At 70.4% G+C, this 13,670-nt stretch carries 11 protein-coding genes; 5 read left to right on the plus strand and 6 right to left on the minus strand.

All coding sequences use genetic code 11. The features are described 5' to 3' along the window. Positions 1-50: 50 nt before the first annotated feature. Both EBL84_RS03045 and EBL84_RS03050 read right to left on the minus strand, forming a co-directional pair. A complete protein-coding gene (locus tag EBL84_RS03045; protein ID WP_123139469.1) occupies positions 51-1,241 on the minus strand; it encodes an aminotransferase class I/II-fold pyridoxal phosphate-dependent enzyme in 1,191 nt (396 codons plus the stop codon). A gap of 6 nt (positions 1,242-1,247) precedes the next feature. Beyond that, the gene (locus EBL84_RS03050; protein WP_123139470.1) at positions 1,248-2,030 is read right to left on the minus strand and encodes an HAD-IA family hydrolase; all 783 of its coding nucleotides are present in this window, start codon (positions 2,028-2,030) and stop codon (positions 1,248-1,250) included. 209 nt (positions 2,031-2,239) lie between these two features. Here EBL84_RS03050 and dksA point away from each other — a divergent pair, with 209 nt between their 5' ends. Both dksA and gluQRS read left to right on the plus strand, forming a co-directional pair. Beyond that, a complete protein-coding gene (gene dksA, locus EBL84_RS03055) occupies positions 2,240-2,674 on the plus strand; it encodes an RNA polymerase-binding protein DksA (RefSeq protein ID WP_005224024.1) in 435 nt (144 codons plus the stop codon). A gap of 44 nt (positions 2,675-2,718) precedes the next feature. After that, a complete protein-coding gene (gene gluQRS, locus EBL84_RS03060) occupies positions 2,719-3,570 on the plus strand; it encodes a tRNA glutamyl-Q(34) synthetase GluQRS (protein WP_369957562.1) in 852 nt (283 codons plus the stop codon). A 284-nt stretch (positions 3,571-3,854) separates the two neighbouring features. Here gluQRS and galU read toward each other — a convergent pair whose 3' ends face one another. The 3 genes from galU to lapB form a co-directional block, all read right to left on the minus strand. Beyond that, entirely contained in the window at positions 3,855-4,733 is an 879-nt protein-coding gene (gene galU / locus EBL84_RS03065) for a UTP--glucose-1-phosphate uridylyltransferase GalU (RefSeq protein ID WP_123139472.1), read from the minus strand. A gap of 125 nt (positions 4,734-4,858) precedes the next feature. Continuing rightward, positions 4,859-5,557: an orotidine-5'-phosphate decarboxylase gene (gene pyrF, locus EBL84_RS03070; protein ID WP_123139473.1), complete on the minus strand. Its 699-nt coding sequence runs from the start codon at positions 5,555-5,557 to the stop codon at positions 4,859-4,861. A 36-nt stretch (positions 5,558-5,593) separates the two neighbouring features. Beyond that, positions 5,594-6,799: a lipopolysaccharide assembly protein LapB gene (gene lapB / locus EBL84_RS03075; RefSeq protein WP_123139474.1), complete on the minus strand. Its 1,206-nt coding sequence runs from the start codon at positions 6,797-6,799 to the stop codon at positions 5,594-5,596. Between the two features lie 290 nt (positions 6,800-7,089). Here lapB and EBL84_RS03080 point away from each other — a divergent pair, with 290 nt between their 5' ends. From EBL84_RS03080 to EBL84_RS03090, 3 genes are all read left to right on the plus strand, one after another. After that, positions 7,090-7,806, plus strand: coding sequence for an SDR family NAD(P)-dependent oxidoreductase (locus EBL84_RS03080; protein ID WP_123139475.1), 717 nt, complete (start codon positions 7,090-7,092; stop codon positions 7,804-7,806). Positions 7,807-8,268: 462 nt separating this feature from the next. Further along, positions 8,269-10,143, plus strand: a complete 1,875-nt coding sequence (locus tag EBL84_RS03085) for a methyl-accepting chemotaxis protein (RefSeq protein WP_123139601.1) — start codon at positions 8,269-8,271, stop codon at positions 10,141-10,143. After that, positions 10,140-12,008: a GGDEF domain-containing protein gene (locus tag EBL84_RS03090; protein ID WP_123139476.1), complete on the plus strand. Its 1,869-nt coding sequence runs from the start codon at positions 10,140-10,142 to the stop codon at positions 12,006-12,008. The genes EBL84_RS03085 and EBL84_RS03090 overlap by 4 nt, the downstream gene beginning before the upstream one ends. Here the strand turns inward: EBL84_RS03090 and EBL84_RS03095 are convergent. Beyond that, positions 12,001-13,419, minus strand: a complete 1,419-nt coding sequence (locus tag EBL84_RS03095) for a HAMP domain-containing protein (RefSeq protein ID WP_123139477.1) — start codon at positions 13,417-13,419, stop codon at positions 12,001-12,003. The two genes, EBL84_RS03090 and EBL84_RS03095, sit on opposite strands and share 8 nt — an antisense overlap. Positions 13,420-13,670: the final 251 nt, after the last annotated feature.

Consider the following 13,670-nt stretch of genomic DNA (forward strand, 5'->3'; position numbering starts at 1 on the left):
GTGGATGAAGAAGGGTCACGCGGGACCATGGCCCCGCGTGGCACTGGTGCTCAGCGCGACCGGCACTGGGCGAGGAAGCGGTCGATGCGCCCGAGCGCCTCGTCGATCACCGGCAGATCGCAGGTGTAGGCGAAGCGCACGTGACGCTCGGCGCCATGGCAACCGAAATCGTGCCCCGGGGTCGCGGCCACCCCGACCTCCTCCAACATGGTGGTGGCGAACTGCATCGAGTCCATCCCCACCTGCTCGGGCAGCCGGGCATAGAGATAGAAGGCCCCCTTGGGCTCGCCGTCGATACCGAAGCCGAGTCGACGCAGCCCGTCGAGCAGGGCGTCGCGGCGCGCGCGGAAGCAGACGCGACGCTGCTCGAGGATCTCCAGGGTGGCAGGCTCGAAGGCAGCGAGCGCGGCATGCTGCGCCGGGGTGTTGGGGGCGATGAACAGGTTCTGCGCCATCCGCTCCATCACCTCGACCGCCGCGCGCGGCGCGGCCAGCCAGCCGAGCCGCCAACCGGTCATACCGAAGTACTTGGAGAAGCTGTTGATGACGTAGACATCCTCGGCCAGCTCGAGCGCGGTATGGTCCGGGGCGTCGTAGACCAGCCCCTGATAGATCTCGTCGACGATCAGCGCCGCCCCCCTGGCACGGCAGAGCGCATGCAGCTCGGCGAGCTGCTCGCGCCCGAGCAGGGTGCCGCTCGGGTTGGCCGGAGAGGCGACGATCAGCGCGCGCACCCGCGGCGACCAGGCCGCCTCGGCGCGCGCCGCGCTGAGCTGGAAGTCGTCGGCGGCGTCGACCGCCACCGCGCGCGGCTCCACCCCGAGCAATCGCAACACCTGGCGATAACAGGGATAGGAGGGGTCACAGATCAGCACCTCGTCACCCGGCTCGAGCAGTGCCTGGAACACCAGTTGGATGGCGCCCGAGGCGCCCGGCGTGACCAGGATGCGGTCGGCCGCGACGCTGGCACCATACCGCTCGGCGTAATAGCGCGACAGCCGCTCACGCAGCTGCGGCAGGCCCGCAGCCGGGGTGTAGTGCACGGCGCCGCCCTCCAGCGCGGCACGCGCCGCAGCGAGGATCGGCTCGGGAGTGGGGAAGTCGGGCTCGCCGACCTCGAGATGGATGATCGAGCGCCCTTCGGCCTCGAGCCTCTTGGCCCGCTCGAGCAGGCGCATCACATGGAAGGGTTCGACCGCGCGGGCGCGCGGTGCCAGTCTGGGTTGTTCTGTGGATTGCATCTTGATCTATGAGGTTTCAGGGTGGCGCGCGCGGACAAGGTCCGCGAGCGCCGCGAGGTCGACATGGGAGCGTCCCCCGAGCCGTCCGTGCAGCACGCTGACCGGCGTCTCGGGCGCGCCGAGTCCGTCGACCACCAGGGCGGCGTCGTCGAACGCCTGCTCCCGCGTATAGTCGTTGACGGTGATCACCACCGTCCCGAGTCCGGCGGCGCGCGCCGCCCGCAGGCCCGGCGCCGAGTCCTCCACCGCCACGCAGGCGTCGGCGCCGAGACCGAGGCGCTCGAGCGCGAGCAGATAGACATCCGGCGCCGGCTTCTTGTTCGCCACCATGTCCCCGGCGGCGATCACCTCGAACCACTCGGTCAGCCCCGGTTCGCCGGCGTGCGCGAGCAGTGCATGCACGTTCTCCGGCGTCGAGGTGGTGGCGATCGCCAGACGGATGCCCGCCGTGCGCGCCGCGCGCAACAGTCGCAACACGCCTGGCCGCAGCCCGATCGCGCCGACCGCGAGCAACCGGGCATAGTGGCGCGACTTGGCCCGGTGCAGACGCACGGCGAGCGTCTCGGGCTCGACACCCGCCGGCAGCGCCGGACGGTGCTCGACGATGAAGGCGGCGATACGCTCGCGCCCACCGGTCACCTCGAGCAGCTCGCCATAGGTGGCGACATCCCAGCACCAGTCCAGACCGGCCTCGGCAAAGGCCGCGTTGAAGGCGCGACGATGGCCGTCACGCTCGGTATCGGCGAGGGTGCCGTCGACATCCCAGATGATCGCCTCGAAGGGATACATGCTCGATCTCCTGTTGCGCTTACGCAAGACGGCGGGCAGCGGCAAGCCTTCCAGATTAGCCGACCAGCGATGCCCGCGCACGGCCGAACGTCTCATCATGAGTTGCCCACCGCGCGGGGATCTGGTACTTAAGGGCGTTTTTCGCGAACAGGTCCGGATGGGCCCGGTCGCTAGGACACCCCACGAGAAGAGCCTTCGGGAGCACATCCATGGCCGAAGCAAGAGCACAAGACGCCAAGGCGTTCGGTTTCGAACCTTATGAAGCCGCGAGCGACGAGGACTACATGAGCCCCGAGCAGGAGGCGCACTTCCGCGCCATCCTCCAGGCCTGGAAACGGTCACTGATGGAAGAGGTCGACCGCACCGTACATCACATGCAGGACGAGGCGACCAACTTCCCCGACCCCAACGACCGCGCCACCCAGGAGTCGGAGTTCAGCCTCGAGCTGCGGACCCGCGACCGCGAGCGCAAGCTGATCAAGAAGATCGACGAGGCACTCGACCGCCTCGACGAGCACGAGTACGGCTACTGTGACGCCTGCGGCGTCGAGATCGGCATCCGTCGGCTTGAGGCCCGACCGACCGCCACGCTCTGCATCGACTGCAAGACGCTCGACGAGATCCGCGAGCGTCAGCGCGGCTGATCGCCGGCTATCGGGGGCGCTTCGCCCCCTCCCCCACCGGCCCCTTGCACTTCGGCTCGCTGGTCACCGCGGTGGCCAGCCATGCCGATGCGCGCGCGCACGGCGGCGAGTGGCTGGTGCGCATCGAGGACCTCGACCGTCCGCGCGAGGTCGCGGGCGCGGCGCGGGCCATCCTCGACACCCTCGCCGCCTTCGGCATGCGCCACGACGGCCCGGTGTGCTACCAGCACGACCGGCTCGCCGCCTATGACGCCGCACTCGCCCAGCTCGCCGCACGCGGGCTGACCTATCCCTGCGGCTGCAGTCGCGCCGAGATCGCCCGCCGCGCCAGGCGCGGCAACGAAGGACCGATCTATCCCGGCACCTGTCGCGCCGGGCTGCCGCGCGGGCGGGCGCCGCGCACCATCCGCATGCGCACCGACAGCACCCCCGTCGAGTTCGACGACCGGGTCTTCGGCCCACGCACGCAGGACCTCGAGCAGGCGGTCGGCGACTTCGTGCTGCGTCGCGCCGACGTCATCCATGCCTACCAGCTCGCGGTAGTGGTCGACGACGCCTGGCAGGGCATCGACCAGGTGGTGCGCGGCGCCGACCTGCTCGACTCCACCCCGCGCCAGATCCGGCTGCAGCGCGCGCTGGGCCTGCCCCAGCCCGACTACGCCCATGTCCCGCTGGTGCTCGACCCGGAGGGACGCAAGCTCAGCAAGCGCCTCGCCGCCGCCCCGGTCGATCCCGCCGACCCACTCCCGGCGCTGCGCCGCGCCTGGGCCTTCCTCGGCCAACCGCCCCCGCCGCCGGACTGCACCCTGCAACGCTTCTGGGAGCACGCCATCACGCACTGGCGCATCGAACGCGTCCCGCGGACGCGCAGCGCGCCGCTGCCAGCGGATCGGTGACAGCGGCCAGCGGCCAGCGGCCAGCGGCCAGCGGCCAGCGGCCAGCGGCCAGCGGCCAGCAAGATTAAACCGCCCAGACACGAAGGCCGCAAAAGGACTCGACGCCCACCCCTCGGCGCCCAGGCCTCGCCAGTAGCGACCGGTCGCTCATGAATCCGAGCAACGCACAGCATGTCCGGCGTGAAACGCCCTCCTCTGGTGAACGCTGGCGTCCAGCCGCGACGCTCGGAGCCGCGCCACCCCCGTCACTGGAGGCTGGCGGCTGATCGCTGGACGCCAGCCCCCTACTGCTGCGCGACGAAATCGCGCAGATAAGCGGCGAAGCGCTCGCCGAGTTCGGGGTGGTCGAGCCCGAACTCCACCGTCGCCTCCAGATAGCCGAGCTTGCTGCCGCAGTCGTAGCGCTTGCCCTCGAAGGGGTGAGCGATCACCGGCTCGTCGGCGAGCAGCGCCGAGATCGCATCGGTGAGCTGGATCTCGCCGCCGGCGCCGGTACCGGTGTTCTCGAGCTTGTCGAAGATCGTCGGGGTGAGCAGGTAGCGCCCGACCACGGCGAGGTTCGAGGGCGCATCCTCGGGCGCCGGTTTCTCGACGATCGAGACCACCCGCAGCTCACCGTCGGGACCGGGCTCGACCTCGACGATGCCATACTTGTGCGTCTCCTCGCGCGGCACCTCCTGGACGCTGAGCACGCTGCAGCCATAGCGCGCGTGCACCTCGGCCATCTGCTCGACCACCCCCTTGCCCTCGGCGCGGATCAGATCGTCGGCGAGCAGCACCGCGAAGGGTTCGCGACCGACCACCGGCTTGGCGCAGAGCACCGCATGGCCCAGCCCCAGGGCCTCGGCCTGACGCACATAGGCGCAGGTGGTGCCCTCGGTGAGCACGTTGCGCACGACCTTGAGCAGCTTGTCCTTGCCCGCCTCGGCCAGCTCCACCTCGAGCTCGAAGGCCTTGTCGAAGTGATCCTCGATCGAGCGCTTGTGACGTCCGGTGATGAACACCAGCTGCTCCACCCCGGCGGCCTCGGCCTCCTCGGCGGCGTACTGGATCAGCGGCTTGTCCACGATCGGCAGCATCTCCTTGGGGCTGGCCTTGGTCGCCGGCAGGAAGCGGGTACCGAGACCGGCCACCGGGAAGACCGCCTTGTGAATCTTTGCCATCGAGTCATCTCCTCTACGTCGATATTGATTGCTTGATACGGCGCACCCCGTCCGGGGCGAACGCATCCACGCGTCGCCGGCGGGAGGCACGATCGGCCTCGACCAGCGCCGGCGGGGCGCCGTGTTCAGCCCGCGAGTTCGCGCTCGATCTCGGCCAGCGCGGCCAGCGGATCGGGCGCGGCGGCGATCGGGCGGCCGATCACCAGGTGATCGGAGCCGGCGGCAACCGCCTCGCGCGGGGTCATCACCCGTTTCTGATCCCCCGTCGCCGCCCAGCTCGGGCGCACCCCCGGGGTGACCAGCAGGAAGTCCTCGCCCAGCGCGGCGCGCACCGCCGCCGACTCGCGCGGCGAGCAGACGATGCCGTCGAGCCCGGCCTCGCGACCGAGTTCGGCGAGCGCGAGCACCCGCTCGGCCGGTTCGCCCGGACAGCCGACCTCGGCCAGATCGTCACCGTCGAGGCTGGTGAGCACCGTCACCCCGATCAGCAGCGGCGCCTTGGGCAGCGCATCGAGCCGCTCGCGGGTGGTCTCGATCATCCGCCGCCCGCCGGTGACATGGACGTTGACCATCCACACCCCGAGATCGGCCGCCGCGGCACAGGCCGCGGCGACGGTGTTGGGGATGTCGTGGAACTTGAGGTCGAGAAAGACCTCGAAGCCGCGCGCCTGCAAGGTGGCGACGAAGTCCGGCCCGAGCCGGGTGAACAGCTCCTTGCCGACCTTGAGGCGACAGCGTGCCGGGTCGAGCTGATCGACCAGGGCGAGCGCCGGCTCGCGGGCGGGGAAATCGAGGGCCACGATGATGCGTGTCGACTGGGTCACGGGGGTTCCTTCAAGGGTTCGGATTGAGATCGGCGTCTAGGCCAGGCGTGGGCCGTCGAGCCCGGCGTCGATCACCAGCGGCTCGGGCTGCACCGGCACCACCGAGCCCCAGCGTTTGCAGCTCGGGCACTGCCAGTGCAGTGAGCGCGCCTGGAAGCCGCAATGATCGCATTGATAGGCCGGCTGGCGCGCGGCCAGATGGCGGATCACCGCCAGCGCGCGCTCGAGCCGATGGACATCGGCGGCGTCCGACAGCTCCGACAGCTCCGTCAGCGCGAGCGCGAGCAGGCGCTCGAGCCCCACCAGGTCGGCGAACCGGCGCAGGTGCGCGCAGAGCAGTTCGAGCGCCTCGGCGCGACCGCGCTCGGCGGCGACCCGCTCGGCCAGCGTCACCACCAACGCCGGACTGGGATGACGCGCCGCCAGCTCCTCGAGCACCGCCAGCGGGTCCTCCCCGGGGACGCGCTCGAGCGCCTCGATCAGCGCCGGCAGGATCTCCGGCAGATAGGCGCCGTGGCGCTCGACCAGCCCGCGAAACAGCGCCAGCGCCCGCTGCGGCTCACCCTCCTCGAGCGCCACCCGGGCCTCGAGCATGCTGGCGCGCACGCACTCCGGATCGGTCTCCAGCGCCCGCGCGAGTTGCGCGCGAACGCGCTCGTGCTCGCCGCGACGGCGCGCCTCCTCGGCCAGCTCGCAATGATAGTGGGCGATCTCGGCGTCGAGCATCGACTCGCCGCCGGGACGCAGCTGCTCGGCGACCTCCAGACAGCGCTCCCAGTCACGCTCCTGCTGATAGATCTCGCGCAGCCCGGCGAGTGCGCGCTGACGGTGCAGGCCGAGACCGGCCAGCTCCTGGAACAGCAGCTCGGCGCGATCGAGCAGCCCGGCGCTCATGTAGTCCTGCCCCAGCTCGAGCAGGGCATAGCCGCGCTGCTCGGCATCGAGGCTGGGACGCGCCATCAGGTTCTGGTGGACACGGATCGCGCGGTCGACCTCGCCGCGACGACGGAACAGGCTGCCGAGGGCGAGATGGGTCTCGACCGTCTCGTCGTCGACCTCGGCGAGCTCGATGAACATGTCGAGCGCCTTGTCGGGCTGCTCGTCGAGCAGATAGTTGAGTCCGCGCAGGAAGCTCGGATGGGCAGGGCGGCGAGACCGTCGGGACGCGGGACGCTCGTGTCGCGCCAGCCACCAACCGGAGGCCGCCGCAACCGGCAGCAGCAGGAACAGGATCTCGATCACGCGCGCACTCCATCGAGCCGGGCCGGGGCCGTACCTGAGGCTGCGCGGCACGACCACGGCAAGGGATCACGGCAAGCGTCACCGTGCGGCACGCGCATGACCGCCCGTGTACCTCGCACCCCAGGAGCGCAAGGACCGAAGAGTGGGCCGTCAAGTGATCCGGATCGGTCGCTCACCGGCCCAATCATAACAGGCCGGCGCGACCGACCGCACGAGGCTTCCAGCCTTGAGTCCGTCCCGCGCCCACCCCAGATTGCTCGGCACGAGCCCCTCGGGCAGGAGGTCCGAACATGATCCGCGAACTCGACCAGCAACTGGTCCTCATCACCGGCGCCACCGGCAACCTCGGTCGCGCCACCGCCGCCGCCTTCGCCCGACGCGGCGCCCGGCTGGCATTGCTCGCGCGCGACCGCGAGGCACTCGAACGCACACGCGACGAACTCGGCGCCGGAATCACCGTCGAGTGTCTCGCCTGCGACCTGCTCGCCCCCGACGCGCTCGGCGCCGAGCTTGCCCGGCTGGTCGAACGCCATGGCCGACTCGACACCCTGACCAACCTCGCCGGCGGCTTCGCCATGGGCGCGCCGCTGCACCAGACCAGTGACGCCGACTGGGAGCGGATGCTCGACATCAACGCCCGCACCCTGCTCCACGGCGCGCGCGCTGCCGTCCCTCACCTGGTCGCCGGCGGCGGCGGCGCCATGGTCAATGTCTCGGCCCGCGCCGCCCGCCCCGCCGGCGCCTACATGGGCCCCTACAGCGCCGCCAAGTCGGCGGTGATCGCACTCACCGAGACCCTCTCGGCCGAGCTGCGCGACCAGGGCGTCAACGTCAACTGTATCCTCCCCGGCACCGTCGACACCCCGGAGAACCGCGCCGCCATGCCCGACCAGGACCCCGGCGACTGGGTCGAGCCGGCCGCGATCGCCGAGGTCATCGTCTTCCTCGCCTCCCCCGCCGCACGCGCCGTCACCGGCGCGGCGATCCCGGTCTACGGGCGGAGTTAGCGACCAGTCGACAGCTGGGGGGGATGAACCGCCAAGGCGCCAAGAGCGCAAAGAAGTTCAAGTTGCAAGCGACCAGCCGCCAGCCTCCAGTGAGTGTGCGCCTTCGACCACGGCACGGCTGACCATCAGTCGTGGCGTACGTTTTTAGCGCCAGTGTTTGAGGGCAGGTAGCGGCTGGAGGCTGGAGGCTGACCACTGGGGGCTCTTCTCTCCTTTGCGCCCTTGGCGCCTTGGCGCCTTGGCGCCTTGGCGGTTCAATCTTCTGATCGCTGCCCCCGTGCCCCCAAGGGTCCGTCATCGGATCTTCACCTTCGTCTGGTGTACTTGCGCCGCTGATCCGATCCACCGGGCTCCCCGGTCGATGATCGCGGCATCGCGAACATCCTGCGCCACGCCTGTCCCTCCAAAGACTTCGCGCCAGTCGATGTCCGCGCTCCCTTGGACGCACCCGACCTCGACACCATGACTATCAGACGCAGCGTCACCCTCGTTGCCATCCTCGTCACCCTGCTCGTCGCAGGCGCCCTGACCCTGATCGCGCAGTTCAACCAGACCCGGCTCGAGGCGCGCGTCGCCGACGCGGTCGACACCGGCAAGGGCATGGTCTGGCGAATGGTGAGCGAGCAACTGCTCGAGCACATGGCCGGCGGGGTCGACGCGATCGCGCGCGACTTCCCCCTGCGCCAGGCCCTCAGGTCCGGCGATCGCGAGGCGTTGCAGCGCGCACGCGACTCGCTGCTCAACCTGCTCGGCGATCTCGGGTATTTCGATCGGCTCTATCTGCTCGACGACGACGGCAAGCTGCTGCTCGGCCCGTCGCCGGAGACGCCGATACCGACCGCGGGCACCCTGCTGGCCCAGCGCGCGAGCAGCGCCGGCGAACCACGCCAGGGCATCGGCCTCGGCGCCGACGGTGTCCCGGTGGCCTTCCATGCGCTGCCGCTCGAATTCCGTCACACGCTGGTCGGGGTCGCACTGTTCGAGCGCACACTCGACGACGCCCTGGCACGCTTCAAGCGGATCGACGGCGCCGAGGTCTATCTCAGCGATGCCGAGGGCCGCATGCTCGCCGGCACCGACCCGGCGCTGTACGAGACGACAGCCCCCCCGGCGCAACCGCTCACCGAGCACGGCCTCACCCGCCGCGCCGCCGATGGCGGCATCTACGGCGTGCTCACCCGCCCGATCCTCGGCATCGACGACGCGCCGATCGCCCACCTGACGACCATCGCCGACCAGAGCGCCGCCTACTACGCCGAGCAGCGCCTGCAGCTCGCCGTCTATGGCGCCCTGGCGCTGGTGCTGGTGCTCGCCAGCGGCGGCATCTTTCTCTACGTCAAGCATGCGCTGCGCCCGCTCGGCGCGGCGCTGGAGACGGTCTCGGCGCTCGCCGAGGGCGATCTCAACGCGCGCTTCCCACACGCCCGCAACGACGAGGTCGGCCAGCTGATGACGGCGCTGCAGGCGATGACCGAGCGCATGCGCGACATCATCTCCCACCTCCACCAGGCCAGCCACGAGCTGCACGCCTCGGCCGGCGACATGGCCAACCTGTCGCAGCAGAGCAAGGGACAGTTCGACCGCCAGCGCGCCGAGACCCACCAGGTCGACGACGCCATCAACCAGCTGGCGCTCTCCGCTCATCAGGTCGCCGAGCACACCAGCGCGGCGGCCGCCGCGACCGGCGAGGCGCGGGCGCGGATCGACGCCGGCCGGCAGATCCTCGAGCAGACCACGGCGGTGGTCGAGCGGCTCACCGAGGAGATCGGTCACGCCGCCGAGGTCGTCGACGGACTGGCCGGACACAGCCAGTCGGTCGGCAACGTGCTCGAGGTGATCCGCACCATCTCGGCGCAGACCAACCTGCTCGCGCTCAACGCCTCGATCGAGGCCGCGCGCGCCGGCGAGCACGGTCGCGGCTTCGCGGTGGTCGCCGACGAGGTGCGCCAGCTCGCGCAGCGCACCGAGCAGTCGATCGGCGAGATCGAGGGGCTGATCGGCTCGCTGCAGTCGAGCGCCGAGGAGGCGGTGAGCGTGATCCACGACAACCGCAGCCGCGCCTGCGAGAGCATCGCCCGCTACCGCAGCGCGGCCGAGGAGTTCGACGGCTTCTACGGCTCGATCGAGCAGCTGACCGGGATGACCGAGCAGATCTCCCAGGCCGCCGACGAGCAGAGCCGGATGGCCGAGGAGGTCACCCGCGCCCTCGAGCGCATCACCCTGCTCGCGCGCGAGAGCGCCGAGGCGGCCAACGACGGCTTCGCCCACAGCCACCATCTCAGCAACCTGTCGCAGGGGCTCACCGAGCGCGTCACCTTCTTCCGGGTCCTGGGATGACTCAGCGCACCCATCGCCAGCCCGACACCATGACTCCAGAGACCTGGCTCGCGCAGGCCCGCGATGGACTGCGCTACGCGCTGCAGCCGATCGTCAACATCCACACCGGCTGTGTCTACGGCTACGAGGCGCTGCTGCGCGGGGTCGACCGGCTCGGTTTCGACACCGTCCCGGCGCTGCTCGAACATGCCTGGCGGCTCGGCTGCGCCGCAGAACTCGACTGCGAGCTGCGGACCCTGGCGATCGCCAGCTTCGCCGCGTTGCCCGAGGCGGCGCGCTACCGGTTGTTCTTCAACCTCGACCCCCAGCTGATCGAACTCGAGGACCCGGGCCACACCCTGCGCCTGCTCGAGCAGCACGGCCTGCCGCCCGAGACGGTCTGCTTCGAGCTCTCCGAGCGCGCCGACCTCACCGCCAGCCCGCGAGTGGCCGAGGTGATCGCCGCCTATCGCCGTCATCGCTTCCATCTCGCCATCGACGATTTCGGCAGTGGTTACGCCGGGCTGCGACTGCTCTACGAGCACCCGCCCGAGCTGCTCAAGATCGACCGTTTCTTCGTCAGCGGCATCGCCGACGATCACAAGAAGCGACTGTTCGTCGCCAGCACCGTGCAGCTGGCCCACGTGATGGGCATCGCGGTGATCGCCGAGGGGGTGGAGACCGAGCGCGAGCTGCTCGCCTGTCGCGAGGTCGGCTGCGATCTGGTGCAGGGCTATCTGGTCGCCCGCCCGCAGACCGATCACCGCGCGCTGCGCACCCGCTACCGGGAGATCGCCAGGGTCAACGCCAGCGACCGGCGACGCACCGATGACGATCGCAGCCTGATCGCCGCCTGTATCGAACCGATCCGGCCACTACCGATCGATGCCGAGGTCGGCGCGATGATCGAGACCTTCCGTCACGACCGCGTACATCACGTGCTGCCGGTGATCGACCATGCCGGGCGCCCGCTCGGGCTGATCCACGAGGCCGACATCAAGGATGTGCTCTATTCGAACTATGGTCGCGAGCTGCTGCTCAACCGCGCCTTCGGGCGCAACCTGCACGACTTCCTGCGCCCCTGCCCGACGGTCGACATCCACGACTCGGCCGAGCGGCTGCTCGGCGCCTACTGCGCCGACATCAACCCCGCGGGGCTGATCCTCACCCGCGACGCCCGCTATCACGGCTTCATCTCGGCGACCGCGCTGCTCCAGCTGGTCGAGCAGAAGAACCTCGCCGCCGCCCGCGAGCAGAACCCGCTGACCCGGCTACCGGGCAACAACCCGGTCTATGCCTATGTCTCGGGCGCGCTCGGCGAGCGTCACCGCATCTGGCACCTGGTCTATCTCGACTTCGACAACTTCAAGGCCTTCAACGACCATTACGGCTTTCGCCGCGGCGACCGCGCGATCCTGATGTTCGCCGAGCTGCTGCGCAAGCTGCTCGGTCCCGAGCAGTGGTTCATCGGTCATATCGGCGGCGACGACTTCTTCGCCGGCATCGCCGATGTCGAGTCCGGCGCCGTGGTCCACCGCATCGAGCAGCTGCTCGCCAAGTTCCGCTCCGACGTGCAGAGCCTCTACGACCCCGAGGACCGCGCTCGCGGCTGTATCCTCGCCCACGACCGCGACGGCACCCCGCGTCGCGCCGGGCTGATGCGCTGCAGCGCCGCGCTGCTGACCATCCGCCCCGGCGACGACCACGGCAGCGTCGAGCAGCTCGGCCAGACCATCGCCGAACTCAAGCACCGCGCCAAGGCCAGCGCGTCAGGGCTGTTCGTCGGTCCGCACGGATCGCGCCACCTCCGCGCCAGACATGGCAAGCATCCCGGGAGACGGCGCATCGGGCTGCTCCCCAACCCCTACCTGCCGGCGCTCAACTAGACCGCTCGTCGCCGCTCGGGAGGCGCCCCGCCTCGTCGCGAACCGGATCGGGCAGTGGCTCGTCGAGCAACTGCAACAGGGTCGCCAGCGACTCGCTGGCATGCTGCAGCGTCGCCCGCTCGCGCGCACGCTCGGTGCGGCTCGCCGCCACCGGGGCACGCGCCAGGGTGCGGATACGCTCGAGCTGCTGCATGCAGCGCGCACGCACCGTCCGCAACCGCCGGGCACGCTCGCGGATGGCACGGCGCAACCGGGCCCGCGCCGTATCCTCGGACTCCGGGGTCGCGGCCAGCTGCAGGTCGCGCAGCGCGACCGCCTCGGCCATGGCGTTGCGCCACCAATGCGTGAAGGTGGCGCGATGATCGGCCAGGGCATTGAGCGAACGGGCCATGGCGTCGATCTCGTCGCGTGCGCCGGGGCGCGTGGGGATGCGCTGGTGCGGGTTCTCGTAGGTCAGGCGATCGAGCAGCCCGGCCATCTCGCGCACCGGTCGCACCAGACGGGCGGTGAAGACCAGCGCCAGCAGGGTCCCGACGAGGGTGGCGACGAGCGCCAGATAGAGGCTGCGCCGTGCCCGCTCGGTGGAGGCCGCATCGATCCCCCGCACCGTCTCATCGAGCCGGGCACGGGCCTCGGCGAGCGCGGTCTCGACCAATGGCGTGACCGCGGCCGCGGCCTGATCCATCTGTGCGCGCAACACGGCGATCCGCCGATCCTGTTCGAGCAGCGCGCGGAAATCGCGCAGATAGTCGCCGAGCAGTTGCTCGAGGCTGCTACGCGCCCCGCGCTCCAGGTCAGCGGCGGCGAGACCCTGTGCGAGCGTCTCGGCGATGCGCTCGACCATCACCGCATAACCCGCCTCGCCGCGCAGCAGATAGTCCTTCTCGCGTCGACGCAGCTGCAGCAGCTCACGCTCGAGCGCCGGGGCCCATTGCGCCAGACGCGCCTCCAGCGCGTGGGCGCTGGCGCGGAAGTCACCCTGGAGACCGCTGTCGTGATCGAGTCCGCGCCGGCGCCAGCCCGCCTCGATCTCGCCGAAACGCGCCAGATAGTCGGAGAGCGCCGCGCGGATCCGCGCGGCGGCGGCCCCGGCCGCGGCGTCGGTCGCCGCCAGCCGCGCGCCCCAGTCGAGCAGCGCCGCGCCCTCGCGCCGCACCCGTTCGGCCTGTGCCGGCTCGCGCGCGGCGAGGAACCGCGCCTCGGCGTCGCGCAGCGCGATCAGGTGACGCTCGATGGCGAAGGCCGCCTCCTGGCGCGCCGCAGCGAGCGCGTGCAGGTCGCGGTGTTGCTCGAGCACCGCGCGCAGGTCGCGCTGATCGTGCCAGATCACCGCGAGGAAGATCAGGGCCACCGCCCCGAAGCCGAGGACGAGCTTCTCGCCGATACGCAACCGGCCCGCAATCTGGTTCAATGCACCGCCTCCATCATCTACCGTGTGACCTGGAGAACGCGGACCATGTCCACGCGGCCCGCTATCATGCGCGACCTTGTACCAAAAAGATGGCGACCCGATTGCCGTTTTTTGCCACTATGTCGCCGGCCGCAACCTGAATGTCATCCAATGCTCGACGCGTCCTGGTCGCGACGTCCAGTCGCCGTCCGGCGCGATCGCCGTTCATCGGCAGGATAGCGTCGATCGATTCAGCACCACCCGACCCATGA

Origin of the sequence: Marichromatium sp. AB31, from assembly GCF_003718685.1 — a bacterium.
Taxonomy (GTDB): domain Bacteria; phylum Pseudomonadota; class Gammaproteobacteria; order Chromatiales; family Chromatiaceae; genus Marichromatium; species Marichromatium gracile.